General features: G+C 66.2%; 14 protein-coding genes. All 14 read right to left on the minus strand.

Annotation, left to right across the window (positions count from 1 at the left end; all coding sequences use genetic code 11):
• Positions 1-6: 6 nt before the first annotated feature.
• The 14 genes from ACW179_RS11870 to ACW179_RS11935 all read right to left on the minus strand — a co-directional run bounded on the left by ACW179_RS11870 (position 7) and on the right by ACW179_RS11935 (position 13,248).
• Positions 7-534, minus strand: coding sequence for a TIGR00645 family protein (locus tag ACW179_RS11870; RefSeq protein ID WP_492059715.1), 528 nt, complete (start codon positions 532-534; stop codon positions 7-9).
• A 120-nt stretch (positions 535-654) separates the two neighbouring features.
• Positions 655-2,358: a DUF4139 domain-containing protein gene (locus ACW179_RS11875; protein WP_492059716.1), complete on the minus strand. Its 1,704-nt coding sequence runs from the start codon at positions 2,356-2,358 to the stop codon at positions 655-657.
• A complete protein-coding gene (locus tag ACW179_RS11880) occupies positions 2,355-3,728 on the minus strand; it encodes a DUF4139 domain-containing protein (protein ID WP_492059717.1) in 1,374 nt (457 codons plus the stop codon). Before ACW179_RS11880 ends, ACW179_RS11875 begins: the two co-directional genes overlap by 4 nt.
• Positions 3,729-3,797: 69 nt before the next feature.
• Positions 3,798-4,058: a hypothetical protein gene (locus tag ACW179_RS11885; RefSeq protein ID WP_492059718.1), complete on the minus strand. Its 261-nt coding sequence runs from the start codon at positions 4,056-4,058 to the stop codon at positions 3,798-3,800.
• Positions 4,055-4,351: a hypothetical protein gene (locus ACW179_RS11890; protein ID WP_492059719.1), complete on the minus strand. Its 297-nt coding sequence runs from the start codon at positions 4,349-4,351 to the stop codon at positions 4,055-4,057. Before ACW179_RS11890 ends, ACW179_RS11885 begins: the two co-directional genes overlap by 4 nt.
• A 112-nt stretch (positions 4,352-4,463) precedes the next feature.
• Entirely contained in the window at positions 4,464-4,601 is a 138-nt protein-coding gene (locus ACW179_RS11895) for a hypothetical protein (RefSeq protein ID WP_492059720.1), read from the minus strand.
• Between the two features lie 276 nt (positions 4,602-4,877).
• Positions 4,878-7,277, minus strand: coding sequence for a phenylalanine--tRNA ligase subunit beta (gene pheT, locus ACW179_RS11900; protein ID WP_492059721.1), 2,400 nt, complete (start codon positions 7,275-7,277; stop codon positions 4,878-4,880).
• A 31-nt stretch (positions 7,278-7,308) separates the two neighbouring features.
• A complete protein-coding gene (locus ACW179_RS11905) occupies positions 7,309-7,536 on the minus strand; it encodes a hypothetical protein (RefSeq protein ID WP_492059722.1) in 228 nt (75 codons plus the stop codon).
• The gene (gene pheS / locus ACW179_RS11910; protein ID WP_492059723.1) at positions 7,536-8,609 is read right to left on the minus strand and encodes a phenylalanine--tRNA ligase subunit alpha; all 1,074 of its coding nucleotides are present in this window, start codon (positions 8,607-8,609) and stop codon (positions 7,536-7,538) included. Before pheS ends, ACW179_RS11905 begins: the two co-directional genes overlap by 1 nt.
• A gap of 242 nt (positions 8,610-8,851) precedes the next feature.
• Entirely contained in the window at positions 8,852-9,211 is a 360-nt protein-coding gene (gene rplT / locus ACW179_RS11915; protein ID WP_492059724.1) for a 50S ribosomal protein L20, read from the minus strand.
• A 15-nt stretch (positions 9,212-9,226) separates the two neighbouring features.
• On the minus strand, positions 9,227-9,427 hold the full coding sequence (gene rpmI / locus ACW179_RS11920; RefSeq protein ID WP_007672148.1) for a 50S ribosomal protein L35: 201 nt from the start codon (positions 9,425-9,427) through the stop codon (positions 9,227-9,229).
• 161 nt (positions 9,428-9,588) lie between these two features.
• Positions 9,589-11,514 carry a S9 family peptidase gene (locus tag ACW179_RS11925; RefSeq protein WP_492059725.1) on the minus strand — a complete coding sequence of 642 codons (1,926 nt, stop codon included), beginning with the start codon at positions 11,512-11,514 and terminating at the stop codon, positions 9,589-9,591.
• 69 nt (positions 11,515-11,583) lie between these two features.
• Positions 11,584-12,801, minus strand: coding sequence for an MFS transporter (locus ACW179_RS11930; protein WP_492059726.1), 1,218 nt, complete (start codon positions 12,799-12,801; stop codon positions 11,584-11,586).
• 126 nt (positions 12,802-12,927) lie between these two features.
• Complete coding sequence (locus tag ACW179_RS11935; RefSeq protein WP_492059727.1) at positions 12,928-13,248, minus strand: hypothetical protein; 321 nt, start codon at positions 13,246-13,248, stop codon at positions 12,928-12,930.
• Between the last annotated feature and the right edge of the window lie 66 nt (positions 13,249-13,314).

Genomic DNA, 13,314 nt, shown 5'->3' on the forward strand with positions numbered 1-13,314 from the left:
GCTGGCTCAGTGGGCTTTGACCTTGCTGTTGAGCCAGTCCATCAGCGCCAGCAGCACGCCTGAAACCACGAAGGACAGGTGCACGGTGACGAGCCAGAACAGGCGTGGCTCGTCGAGCGCCACGCCCGGCTCGGTCAGCTTGAGGAACGCCTTGAGCAGGGCGATGGCGGAAATCGCCACGATCGAGGCGATCAGTTTCATCTTCAGGCCGGAAAAGTCGACCGTGCCCATCCATTCCGGGCGATCCACATGGCTGGCCGTGTCGATCTTTGAGACGAAGTTTTCGTAGCCCGACAGAATGACGATCACCAGCAGGTTGGCCGCCAGGGACAGGTCGATCAGGGTCAGGGCCATCAGGATCGCGTCCTCGGCGCTCATGGCCAGCAGGTGCGGCAGCTCGCGAAACAACTCCAGAAAGAAGACGACGAGGAGGGCCGCGAGGGCGACGACCAGGCCGACATAGAACGGCGCCATCAACCAGCGTGAGGCGAACAGTCCGCGTTCCAGGGCGGTTTCCAGGGCAGGCTTGTTCATCATGATCTCCAGACGTCGAACGCTTCTAGCGGCTGGACATGACGATATCTACGGCAAGGTCTCGCAATAGCCAGGAGCCGGTCTGATCGGGCGGCGGCCTTTGCAGACTTCAAGTCCGGGTCAGTCGGCGTGCTCGATCCTGTAGCGGAACGTCCGGGTCTGGCCCGGTTCCAGGGTGACGCGCCAGGCCACCTTGCCTTGCTGGATGTCATGCCGGGTGGGTTCCGAGACCACCTTGAAAAAGGCCGGGCTGGGGTCCTGGCGGATCTCGAAGGTCACAGGCGCGGTCTTGCCGTTCGACAGGTCGATCTCATAGGTGCGGCGCACGCGGTCGCCTCGCAGCGCCTTTTCCTCGACCAGCCGGGGGCGGGCCCGGACATCCATGGCGCTACCGATGACCAGATCCAGCGGCTCGCCGACCGGAACGTCGCGCACGGCCTGCTCGCCGGCAAAGGCGGGGCGGCCGTCGGCGGTTTCCATGACGGAAAGGGCGCCGGAGGGCAGGGGTTTTCCCAGGCCGTTTGCGGTCTTGTTTTCCAGCCTCAGCACCACCTGCGGCGTCTGCGTTTCGTCGGCCTCGTCATAGTCGTCCCAGACATTGATGCTGATGACATACAGCCGCTGGAAGGCGACGTTCTTCTGGTCGAGGAAGGCCACCTGCTTGGTCTGGCGGGGATTGAGCGTGACCGGCTCTGGCAGGGTGTAGAGCTTGTAGTCGCCCAGGTCTGACTGCTCGGCCAGCTTGGCGCGGGCACCGGTGACGACGATTTCCTCGGCGCCGGCGCGATCCATCATGGCCGGGGCGGGGGGCATCATCATCACGGGGGGTGGCGGCGCGATCATCCCAGGAAGGGGGATGCGTCTCCCGACATGCGTCGTGTCCATCGGCCAGCAGGCGCGGTTGATCGCCCTGGCCTCGCCCCGGCTCACATCTACCGGCTGCCTGGCCAGCTTGCCGGCCACGGCCTGGGCGGGGGCGTTGGCGAACTGACTGCCGCCGCTGTTGACCAGGGTCAGCCAGCCCGACAGGTCCAGCCGCTTCCCGTCCGGATGGATGCGCGCCACATAGTCGGCCTGCCAGTTCACGCCGAGCGCCAGATACGAGACGGTCAGTTTGGCGCGTATCGGCTGGGCCACATCGACGATGGTCGAGAGGCTGGGCTTGTCGGTCAGGCCGTCCGGCGCGCGGGCCAGCACCAGCCGTTCAGGGCCGCCCGAGCAGCCCAGGGCTTCGACGCCCTCGGCCGTGCGGACCATCAAGCCATCGGGGCCCTGGAGGAGGACGGCGTCGGCTGTCTTCTGGCGGCCCGTGCGGCGGTCGGTGCGGACCACCTTCACCGGCTGGCCCAGCGAACGCTCGATCAGGGTGCCGGGGCTGAGCAGGGCGTAGTCATAGTTTCGTTCCACGGCCGGCCCGGGAAGACCCTCGACCGCCGCGCTCTGCGGGATCAGGCCCTCGGCCACGCCGTCAAAGCGCAGGGTATGGCGTCCCGCCGGCAGGTCCATGGTCCGGGTCTCGGTGACCAGGATCAGGCCCTTCTCGCTGGCCTGTTCACGCTGCCATTCGTCCAGCGCCTGGAACGGCCCGTCGCCGTCGCGATAGAGGGTGATGGCCACCTTGTCCGGAGCCGGCGAGGCGATGGTGTCGGCCTGGGCGGGCAGGGCGATGGCGAGGGCGCAAGCCAAAATCCTCCCCCAGAAGGGGGAGGCGGCCGAAGGCCGGAGGGGGAAGTCGGCAATGACTGAGCCTTCGCTGCCCCCTCCGTCGGCTTCGCCGACACCTCCCCCGCTAGGGGGAGGATCTTTGCGACCGCGCCTAGTCACCAGCCCGTCTCGACCGTGAAGGTCAGCACCGTCTCGCCGTTGGCCGGCACCGGCACGCTCCAGCCCAGGGTGTGGGCGTCGATGCGGCGGCTCTTGAGGCTCTCGGCCTTGACCTCGCCGTCGCGCCACAGGCCGCCCTGGCGCAGTTCCACCGTCACGGCCTCGGGCCGGGCGTTGCGGAGCAGGTACTTCATCTCGTAGCGCGAGCGGGTCCTGGAGACCTTTTCTTCGCTGACCAGGGTGGCCTGGCTGGTCACGTCGAAGGCGTCGCCGGTCTTGATCGACAGCTCTGACCCAGCCGGGGTGTGGCCGATGGCGTTCTCGCCGATGAACTTTGGATCGCCGGCCTGGTCGCGCATATAGACCCGCATCACGCCCGCCGGCAGTTGGCTGCCCAGGCCTGCCAGCTTGGCATTGCTGAACTGGATCGCCACGGTGGCAGAGGTCGGGTTTGCTTCGCTGCCGAACCAGCCTTCGCGGATTTCATAGACCTTCTTGGCCGCCACGCCCTGGGCCGACAGGAAGCCGACCTGTTTGTTCTGGTTGGCGGCGATCGTGGTGCGCTGGGGCAGGGGATAGATATAGTAGTCGGCCACGCGCTCGCCCGTGCCGCTCTCGGTTCCGGCCGAAACCATGCCGCTGGGCTGCGGGCGATAGCCGCCATTGTTCAGCTGGTTGACCTGGCCGGCCACCAGCTGGGTGCGGGCGTTCTCGAACGGCGTGCCGGAGTTGTTGGTCAGGGTGATCCAGCCCTGCAGATCCAGCGCCTGCTTTTTCTCGTCGAACAGCGCCACATAGTCGGCCTTCCAGCCCAGGCCCGAGGTCAGGTAGCTGAGCTTGGTGGCGCGGGGCCCGGCCTTGTCGGCATCGACCGTCACCGACAGGGTGGGGCGAGCGCGCAGGGTCTCGGGCACCTTGTCGAAGATCACGCGGGTGGGCACGCCGTCGTCGCGCAGCACCTCGATGCGGTCGCCGATCTTCAGCACCACACCCTCATTGGCGGCCAGAACCGTAGCGACCTCGGTGGTCTCCTTGCCGTCGCCGGGATTGGTGCGAACGATCTTCACCTGCTGCCCGACCGCCTTTTCCATCAGCTTGTCGGGGGTCAGAAGGTCATAGTCGAAGTTCTGCTCGACGATGCTGACGCCGGGGGCGGAAAGGCTGACGGTCTCGGGGCGGATCGCGGCCGAGACGTCCTTGAACTCCAGCTTCTGGCGGCCGGCCTTCAGGTCCAGGGTGCGGGCGTCTTCGACCAGGGCGAGGTCGGAGTTGTAGATGGTCACCGAGAGATCGGGGGCTGTTTGGGCCGCATGGACCGGACCTGTGATCAAGGCCAGGGCGGCGGTCGCCAGAAGCGCGCGACGATTCATCGGTGTTCTCCCATTTTATAGATGTAAATCTACATGGGATTGGGGCGGAGTCGAGGCAACTTCTCGCGCTCACCGCCAGCCAAAACCGACGCCGCGCACCGCAGGACAGGCGGCCAGCCGCGAGGCCAGGCTCTGGGCGCGGTCCTCGCCCTGGTCGTCGATCTCCAGGCGAATGGCCAGGGTCTGGCCGTCGGGCATTGCGGTCAGGGCGCGCAGGCGGGTCTGCTGCACGCTGGCCACGCCCAGCACCCGCATCAGGGCGTCGGGCGTGTCCTCGGCGGTGACGAGGAACAGGCGTCGTTTGTCCTCGTCCGGTTTGGAAGGGTTCAAGGACGCACCCACTGATGCTCGACGCTGGCCGAGCTGACGCCGGGCCAGGCGGCCAGGTCGCGGGCCAGCAGCCGGGCCGCCTGGTCGCCCAGGTGGCGCACGCGCAGGGAGGCCTCGACGATCTGGCCGACGGGCTTGAGCGTAAAGGCGCACAGCTCGGCACCGCTGTCGGCCAGGCCCTGGCGCACGGCGTCCAGCGCGCTGTGCGCGTCCTGGGCGGCCAGCAGCAGCTGGTGAACGGTGACGCCTTCGGCGTCGCTGTGGAAGGCAGGTGGTGCAGGCAGGTAGCTCATGGGTCAGTCCCCCTAGGGTTTGGAAAGACCGACGAAACGCGCAACAAAAAACCCCGCTCCTTTCGGAAGCGGGGCTTTTGAAGATCTTGCGATCCGTCGGCTGCGTTTCAGTTTATCGCGCGCGCCGTTGCCCCGTCCGAACCGGAATGGTTTTAATCTGGGTCCACATCATGGTCGCGACGCACGACATCGTCGCGACGGCGGCAAAGCCGGTCGCAAAAGCGATGTTGAGGACGAGTTGCGAGGCCATGGTGACGTGGAAGCTCCGTGCGTGCAGCCTAGAGGTAGCGTGGGCAGGGGCAGGGCGCAAGGGTTTGCCTGCGCGGGCGGCGTTTGGTCGCTGGGGTGGGCAGGTTTGGGCTTTGAATAGGCGCTGGCGCCTGCCGATAAGGCGATCCTCCCCCAGAAGGGGGAGGCGGCCGGCAGGCCGGTGGGGGAAGACCGCGTCGAGTCAGAAGACCTACCCCCTCCGTCTCCCCCGCTGTCGCGGGGGCCACACCTCCCCCTTCAGGGGGAGGATTTTCAGTTACCCCCGCAGCTTGCCGCCCGCCTTTTCCGTCGCCGCCACGATCTTGGCCGAGAGGGCCTCGATCTCGGCTTCGGTCAGGGTGGCCTCGCGCGGTTGCACCACGACTTCCAGGGCGACCGACTTGAAGCCGTCCGGCACGCCGGCACCTTCATAGACGTCGAACACCCGCACGGCCGTGATCAGGGCCTTGTCGGCCCCGGCGGCGGCACGCACCAGGTCGCCGGCCGGCTTGGCCTTTTCGACGAGGAAGGCGAAGTCGCGGGTCAGGGGCATCAGGGGCGAGGGCGAGAACGCCGGCCGGCCCTTGGTGGCCTTCTTCTTGGGCTCGGGAATGGCTTCCAGGGTGATCTCGAAGCCATAGACGGGACCGGCCACGTCCAGCGCCTTGAGCACGGCCGGATGCAGTTCGCCAAACTCGGCCATCACCGCCTTGGGGCCCAGCTGCAGCCGGGCCGAGCGGCCGGGGTGCCACCAGGTCGAGGCCGAGCCTTGCGCGGTCTGCAGCTTGTCGACCGGCGCGCCCAGCTCGTCCAGCAGGGCCAGCAGGTCGGCCTTCAGGGTGAACAGGTCATCCTGCGCCGCCTTGTCCCAGCCGCGCGGCGCGTGGGGGGCAATGATGGCGGCCACGACGGTACGCTGATCCTGCGGACGGTCGCCGTGGAAGGTCGGGCCGATCTCGAACAGCGCGGCATCGGGGAAGCCCTTGCGGGCATTGCGGCCGGCCGCCTCGATCAGGTTGGGCAGCAAGGAGGGGCGCATGCAGTCCAGTTCCGAGGCGATCGGATTGGCCAGCACCAGCTCGGGCGCGCCGCCGCCGAACAGCGTCGCCGTCTTCTGGTTGGTGAAGCTCCAGGTCAGGGCCTCGGCATAGCCGGCCGCCGCCAGGGCGCGGCGGGCCACCCGGCCCCGGGCCTGCTTGGCCGTCAGGATGCCGCCGACGGCGCGGGGAACCTCGGGCAGGGGCGTCGAGGGCAGGGCGCCATAGCCGGCGATGCGCGCCACTTCCTCGACCAGATCGGCCTTGCCGGCCACATCGCGGCGGAAGGTCGGCGGGGTCACCGTCCAGGGTGAACCCAGCTGAATGTCGAAGGCCAGGTCGCTGAGGATCTGGCGCGTCTGCTCCGGCGTCACCGCCAGGCCCGACAGCTGCTCGACATAGTCGGGCTCGAAGTCAAAGCCCGTCGGGGCGGGCAGGGCCTCGCCGGCCACCACGATCTCTGAGGCCTCACCGCCGCAGAGCTCGAGGATCAGCCTGGTCGCCAGTTCCAGGCCTGGAACCAGCGAATGGGTGTCGACCGTGCGGGCAAAGCGGTACTGGGCGTCGCTGTTGATGCCGGTGGTGCGGCCGGTCTGGGCGGTGCGGATCGGCTCGAACCAGGCGCTTTCCACGAAGACGTCGGTGGTCTCGTCCGCGCAGCCGGTGCTCTCGCCGCCCATCACGCCGCCGATGCCGATGGGGCGTTCGCCATCGGCGTCAGAGATCACGCTCATCTCGGGCGTCAGCGCATAGGTCTTGCCGTCCAGGGCGATCAGGTGCTCGTCACCGTGGACGCCATGGTGGCCCAGGCGCGCCTCGATCACGGTCCCGACCAGCTTGGCCGCGTCATAGACGTGCAGCGGTCGGGCGCGGTCATAGGTGATCAGGTTGGTGATATCCACCAGGGCGCTGATCGGGCGCAGGCCGATGGCCAGCAGGCGATCCTGTAGCCACTTGGGCGAGGGGCCGTTCTTGACGCCGCGGATGAAGCGCCCGCTGAACATGGCGCAGGCCTCGCCATCGACCTTCAGGCTGATCGGGCAGGGGAAGGTTCCCGGCACGGGGCTGATCGACAGGTCCTTCAGCGTGCCGACGCCGGCGGCGGCCAGGTCGCGGGCGATGCCGGCCACGCCCAGCCAGTCGGGGCGGTTGGGGGTGACCTCGAAGTCGATGACGGCTTCCAGGCCCAGGGCCGTGGCGGCGGGGGTGCCGACGGCCAGGTCGTCCGGCAGCTCCATGATGCCGTCGCTCTCGCTGGCGGCTTCCAGCTCGGAGGCCGAGCACAGCATACCGTTGGAGACGACGCCGCGCACCGGCTTCTCCACCAGGGTCACGCCCAGGCCCGGCACATAGGCGCCGATCGGGGCATAGATGGTGGTCAGGCCCGCGCGGGCGTTGGGCGCGCCGCAGACGATCTCCTTCATGCCGTCGACGGTCTCGACCTGGCAGACGCGGAGGCGGTCGGCGTTGGGATGCTGCACGGCCTCGACGATCTTGGCCACCGTGAAGGCGGCCAGCTTGGTGGCCGGATCAGTGACGTGCTCGACCTCGAGGCCGGCCATGGTCATGGCGGCGACCACTTCGGTGGCAGTGGCGGTGGTCTCAAGGTGATCCTTGAGCCAGGAGAGGGTGAATTTCATCGTGTCGAACCTGATGAGAAGCGGCTGATCGTCAGCGCTCCGCGTGGATGACTGCGACCGGAAATGAGCCGGTCGACGTTTCCTTGTTTGCCAATGTGATCAACGAGCCAGGAGTAACGGCCCACGTCTCTGTTTCGGCGTCGAAATTCTCGTTCGAGAGCACGTAGACCGTGTCGGACACTTGGTAAGCGATGGTCGGACGCCATGCGTCTGACCCTTCACCCAAGAGTCCAACATAGACCTGCGTGCGCTCGATCATCAGCTCAAGCCGCTGGCCGGGTTCGGCGCGGCAAACGCGCTAAAGCCATAGTGAGCCAGCCAGCGGGTGTCGGACGACCACATGTCGCGCAGGTCGGGCATGCCGTATTTCAGCATCCCCAGACGATCGACGCCCATGCCGAAGGCGAAGCCCTGGTACTCGTCCGGGTCAATGCCGCAGGCGCGCAGCACATTGGGATGCACCATGCCGCAGCCCAGGATCTCCAGCCAGCTCGTGCCCTGGCCGATCTTGATCTCGCCGCCCGAGCGATCGCACTGCACGTCCATCTCGGCCGAAGGCTCGGTGAACGGGAAGTGGTGCGGACGGAACTGGGTGGTCACCGCATCGGTCTCGAAGAACCGCGCCAGGAAGGTTTCCAGCGTCCACTTCAGGTGGCCCATATGGATGCCCTTGTCGATCACCAGACCCTCGACCTGGTGGAACACCGGCGTGTGGGTGGCGTCGTTGTCGCAGCGATAGGTGCGGCCCGGGGCGATGATGCGGATCGGCGGCTGTTGCGACACCATGGTCCGTACCTGCACGGGGCTGGTGTGGGTGCGCAGCAGCATGCGCTCGCCCGACTCCTTCGGATTGAAGAAGAAGGTGTCGTGCATCTCGCGGGCCGGGTGCTTCTCGGGGAAGTTCAGGGCCGTGAAATTGTGGAAGTCGTCCTCGATGTCGGGACCTTCGGCGACCGCAAAGCCCATCTCGGCGAAGATGGCGATCATCTCGTCCAGGGTCTGCATGGTCGGGTGAACGCTGCCCTTGCGGCGATAGGAGGCCGGCAAGGTCAGGTCGAGGGTCTCGCTGGCCAGCCGCGCGTCGAGGGCGGCGGTTTCCAGCGCGGCCTTCTTTTCGGCCAGAGCCGTCGAGACGAGGTCGCGCAGGGCGTTGATGGCCGCGCCCCGGTCCTTGCGTTCCTCGGGGCTCATCGCGCCCAGGGTTTTCAGCAGGCCGGAGATTGAGCCGGTCTTGCCCAACGCGCCGACGCGCACGGCGTCGAGGGTGGAAAGATCGGCGGCGGCGGCGACTTGCGCCAGCACATCGGATTCGAGGGTTTTGAGATCGGTCATGACGGGCATCCGTCTAGGCGGTTTTGGTGGAACTGGCGAGTGCGGCTCGCACCAGATCCTCCCCCTGATGGGGGAGGTGTCGGCGGAGCCGACGGAGGGGGAAGCCTATCCCCGGCCTCAGGAACTTCCCCCTCCGGCCCTTCGGGCCACCTCCCCCGCTGGGGGGAGGATGGCAAAAAGCCCCCCGGTTCGCACCGGAGGGCTTTTCTTAGATCGCAATCGGGACGAACCCGAAAAAGACCTTAGGCGGCCAGGGCGGTGCGGACCTTGTCAGCAATGGCCTTGAACGCGACCGGGTCGTTACCCGCGATATCCGAAAGGACCTTACGGTCGATCACGATACCCGCCACGTCCAGGCCGTGGATAAACTGCGAGTAGGTGAAGCCTTCGGTGCGCGCACCGGCGTTGATGCGCTGGATCCACAGCGAGCGGAACGCGCGCTTGCGGACCTTGCGGTCGCGATAGGCGTACTGGCCGGCCTTGTCGACGGCGGCCTTGGCGGTACGGATGGTGTTCTTGCGGCGACCGTAGAAGCCTTTTGCCTGCTCAAGAACCTTCTTGTGCTTGGCGTGGGCGGTGACGCCCCTTTTGACGCGAGCCATGTGTCAGCGCTCCTCTTAAAGGCCGTAGGGCAGGTACGAACGGATGGTCTTGGCGTCGGATTCGCTCATGACCTTCGTGCCGCGGTTTTGGCGGATGTACTTGCCGTTATGGCCGATCAGACGGTGACGCTTGCCGGCGACGCCGGCTTTCAGCAGGCCCGTGGCCGTGATCTTGAAGCGCTTCTTCGCGCCTGACTTGGTCTTCAACTTAGGCATTTCGCGTCGGAGCTTTCGCCCCGTCCTCTGGGATAGCAAGACGAACCGCCATGGCATGCCAATAAGCCAGGCGGTTCCGGAAAGGCGGGGTTAGTACGGGAAAGAGTCGGGGAAGGCAAGGGCAGAGCGCCTGGCGGTGGTGCGCCTTATAGCGACCAGGCCTATTGGGGTGGATTGTGCCGCTCCAGGAAGGTGACCATCGAGGTGAGAGTCTGCTGGCGGGTCGCTTCACGGGAAAGCCAGTGATCCTCGGCCTTGAGGGTGACGAATTCCACGGGCTTGCCCGCCTTTTCGAGGGCGCGACGCATGTCGGTGCTCTGGTCGAAATAGACCACCGTGTCGTCCTTGCCGTGTATCAACAGCACGGGACCATCAGCCTGGGCGGCGAAGTTCACGGGTGAACGCTGGGCCAGCCTGGGGTCGGACGGCGACGTTACGCCCATGTAGCGCTTCCAGTAGCGGACTTCAGTGCTTTCGCTGCTGGCCTGGCTGATCGATTTCTCGAGCATCTTGGCCATGTCGGAAACGCCAGCTACCGAGATCGCGCAGCGATAGACTCCCTTGTCTAGGGTGATGCCGGCTAGGGCCGCATAGCCGCCATAGCTACCGCCGACGATACAGACCCGCTTGGGGTCGATGGTCCCGGCCTTGGCCAGGGTGCGAACACCGTCCGACAGGTCGGTCTGCATCTTGCCGCCCCACTCGCCATAGCCGGCCTCGGTAAAGGCGCGGCCATAGCCGGAGGATCCCCGGAAGTTGGGCTGCAGTACGGCGTAGCCGCGCGAGGCCAGGGCTTGGGCCCACCAGTCGAAGCCGGCGCTGTCGCGCGCTTGCGGACCGCCGTGCGGCAGGACGATCAGCGGCAGGTCCTTGGCCGCCTTGCCGTTGGGCAGCGTCAGATAGCCGTTGATCTCCAGCCCGTCGGCCGCTTGATACTTGATCGCCTGGACCTGGGCGATGTCGGCGCCGGTCAGGCCCGGATAGGCGGCGCCGATCCGCTTGATCTTCTTGGCGGCCAGATCGACGAGGTAGTAGCTACCAGGCTCGCCAGTGCCTTCGACATAGATCACAAGCTTGGCGAAGTCTGGCGTATGCGCTGAGAGTGCGATCTGGCGACCGCCGAACACCTGGCGCACTTGGGCCCATGTCGCTTTCATGCGGGGTTCGGTGAACTCGTACTCGCGATAGACCCCTTCAAACGTCGAACCAATGATGCGGTTCTGGCCGTCGGTGATCAGGTCAGAGTTTTTTTCGGGCGTCGTGATTTCGCCCAGCTTGCCATCGGCCAGTGCGACAGGCGCATTGGTCCACCGCTTGGTCTCGGTGTCCCACATCGACAGAATGATAGCGCTCTCGTCAAAGGTCAGCCCCTCGACATACGGATGGTCCAGAGGCGCTACGATGGAATAGGCCACGCTCCAGGCACCGTCACGGCGCAAGTCCAGGCTCCAGCGTCCGTCGCGTGCGCGGAACCGGGTGCGGGCCAGCACCGTGCCGTCGGGGCGGGCCAGATAGCTATCGGTTTCATTGTCCCCCATCTGGTGGCGGCGGCTGACGCCCGTATCGGGGTCCATGCGGTAGAGATCGTAGTGACCATCCTGATCGGCGTAGGCCTCTTTGGCATAGAGGCCAGCCCAGATCACCGTCTTCCCATCATAGGAACCGCCATAGGGGGTTTCCCAAAGCACGTTCAGAACGCTGTCGTCCGAGCGCTTGGGCAACTGGACGATGGCCCCGGTCTTGGCGTTCAGGCTCAGGGCCTGAAAGTACTCGCCGACAAAGGCCACACCCGGAATATTCGCAGTGGAGGAGACCTGAATGATCACGTGGCTGTTGCCCACCCAGGACACGGACCGCACCTTGCGATCGCCCATATTGAGGGAGTGGGCGACGGTTCCATCGACCCCCTGGATGACGATATGTGAGCTTCCGCCCTCGTTTACGATATAGGCCAAGGTCTGGCCGTTGGCCGAGATGTCGACCCCTGCCATGGCGGGCAGGCGACCGTAAGCCTCGACGGGCGCGCTGATCGCGCCGCTTACGCCTACCGCAAGGGCCAGAAATACGCCTAGAAACGCCTTGAACATCTCAAACCCCCGCCCGTCAGACGCAGAGGCTAGAGGTGCGCGTCAGGGTTGTCGAGGCGCTGCCAGCGTTCACGCCGCCGTACGGGTGGCTCTGGCGATCCGCACCGCCAGCCAGATCGCGGGCAGGGTGAGGAGAGCGCCGAACCAGTAGGGGCCCCCGATGACGAGGCCAAACAGCGGTCCGGCCAGCAGTGGGCCGGTCATGCGGGCCAGCGAGCCTGCCGCCATGTTCAGGCCCAGCATGGCGCCTTGCTGGTCGGGTCCGGTAGAGCGGGAAATCAGCGCCGCCACGCAGGGGAAGACCAGGGACTGGCCAAAAGCCGTGAGGCCCACGAACAGGGGCACGGCCGCCCCGTTGGGCGCGAAGGGGGTGATGGTCAGGCTGAGCGTGATGATCGACAGGCCCACAATCAGGACGCGCGGTTCGCCAAAGCGCCGGGCGAGGCGCCCGGTCACCGCGCCCTGGCCGATGGAGGCGACGATACCGATGACGGCGAAGCACAGCCCCACCTGTTGCGGCCCCCAGCCAAAGCGCGCGTCAGTCCACAGGCCGAAGATCGATTCCATGCCTGCGAAGGCGGCGGTCGAGACCAGAGTCACCAGCAGGATGCGTGACAGCACCGGATGGGCCCGGGCCGCTTCCAGGGCGGCGCGGCGATGGGGCTGGGGCGCGTCGGGCGCGCTTGGCGAGCGGCTTTCGACCACGAACAGAAAGACCCCCAGCGAGGCCAGCGCCGACAGGCCCGCCGCTGCAAACAGAGGGATCTGGAAGCCCAGATGGCCCGCCTCGGGATGGGCCAGAAGCCCTCCCAGGGCTGGGCCAATGACGAAGCCGGCACCGAAAGCCGCTCCCAACAGGCCCATCCGCCCGGCGCGCTGCTCCGGCGGGGTGACGTCGGCCATGTAGCCCTGGATGGTCGAGATATTGCCGGTGGCGAACCCGCCCACCAGCCGGATCGCGAAGGCCGTCCAGAGGTTCGGCGCAAAGGCCAGGGCCACATAGGAGGCGGTATTGGCCAGGATGGTGATGATCAGCACCGGTCGCCGGCCGATGCGGTCCGACAGCCGGCCCCAGAAGGGCTCGGCAAAGAACTGGCCCAGGCTATAGGCCGAAAACAGCGCCGTGATCTGCCACGGCGCGGCGTCCAGTGATTTGGCGTAGAAGGGCAGCAACGGGATCACGATCCCGAAGCCCACCAGATTGATGAACACCACCAGCAGCAGCACGTAGAGGGCGCGGGGGCTGGTTTTCGGCGTTTCGTGGGCGGGGCTGGTGGGCAGGGTCATGACCCTGCGCGGTGTAGCTCCGATTGTCCGCCGTGGCGACCGTCCTTGCGGATAGACCGACCTTCGGATGAGGGCGGGAGGCGGGCGAATGGCACCAGCCTGACCTGACCTACCTTGTCCGGTATGCTAATCGACCGTTCGGGTTCGCAAAGCTTGGACGTATTCGCCTATCGCCGATGCAACTCGTGCTGCTTGTTCGCGGCTAGTCGGTGTAGCCAACAGCCCCATCTGGTCGACCTCAAAATGTATGAGATAGTCTGCCACTGCCTGCTCGGTCTTGCCGTTCCATAGGTCGCCGGCGGCTTTCAACAGGTAAGTGTCATATTCGTCGTCGGGCCATTTGGCGTGTGCGCGGATCAACGCCTCAATGTCCTTCAGATCAAGAGGATCCCAGTGTGTCCAACCGATTTGGCGGAGATCGGTGATGTTGAACTTGGGTCGCGCCATGAGCGAGAGTCTGGCCTCGTGAACCGGTGACGCACAAGCACTACAAGGAAGGATCAGCCTTCGGAT

The organism is Caulobacter sp. AVps18 (assembly GCF_058681425.1).

Coding starts and splice junctions, on each gene's coding strand:
- ACW179_RS11870 (WP_492059715.1), bottom strand. CDS start 534: ATGAACAAGCCTGCCCTGGAAACCGCCCTGGAACGCGGACTGTTCGCC.
- ACW179_RS11880 (WP_492059717.1), bottom strand. CDS start 3,728: ATGAATCGTCGCGCGCTTCTGGCGACCGCCGCCCTGGCCTTGATCACA.
- ACW179_RS11890 (WP_492059719.1), bottom strand. CDS start 4,351: ATGAGCTACCTGCCTGCACCACCTGCCTTCCACAGCGACGCCGAAGGC.
- ACW179_RS11895 (WP_492059720.1), bottom strand. CDS start 4,601: ATGGCCTCGCAACTCGTCCTCAACATCGCTTTTGCGACCGGCTTTGCC.
- pheT (WP_492059721.1), bottom strand. CDS start 7,277: ATGAAATTCACCCTCTCCTGGCTCAAGGATCACCTTGAGACCACCGCC.
- ACW179_RS11905 (WP_492059722.1), bottom strand. CDS start 7,536: ATGATCGAGCGCACGCAGGTCTATGTTGGACTCTTGGGTGAAGGGTCA.
- pheS (WP_492059723.1), bottom strand. CDS start 8,609: ATGACCGATCTCAAAACCCTCGAATCCGATGTGCTGGCGCAAGTCGCC.
- rplT (WP_492059724.1), bottom strand. CDS start 9,211: ATGGCTCGCGTCAAAAGGGGCGTCACCGCCCACGCCAAGCACAAGAAG.
- rpmI (WP_007672148.1), bottom strand. CDS start 9,427: ATGCCTAAGTTGAAGACCAAGTCAGGCGCGAAGAAGCGCTTCAAGATC.
- ACW179_RS11925 (WP_492059725.1), bottom strand. CDS start 11,514: ATGTTCAAGGCGTTTCTAGGCGTATTTCTGGCCCTTGCGGTAGGCGTA.
- ACW179_RS11930 (WP_492059726.1), bottom strand. CDS start 12,801: ATGACCCTGCCCACCAGCCCCGCCCACGAAACGCCGAAAACCAGCCCC.
- ACW179_RS11935 (WP_492059727.1), bottom strand. CDS start 13,248: ATGGCGCGACCCAAGTTCAACATCACCGATCTCCGCCAAATCGGTTGG.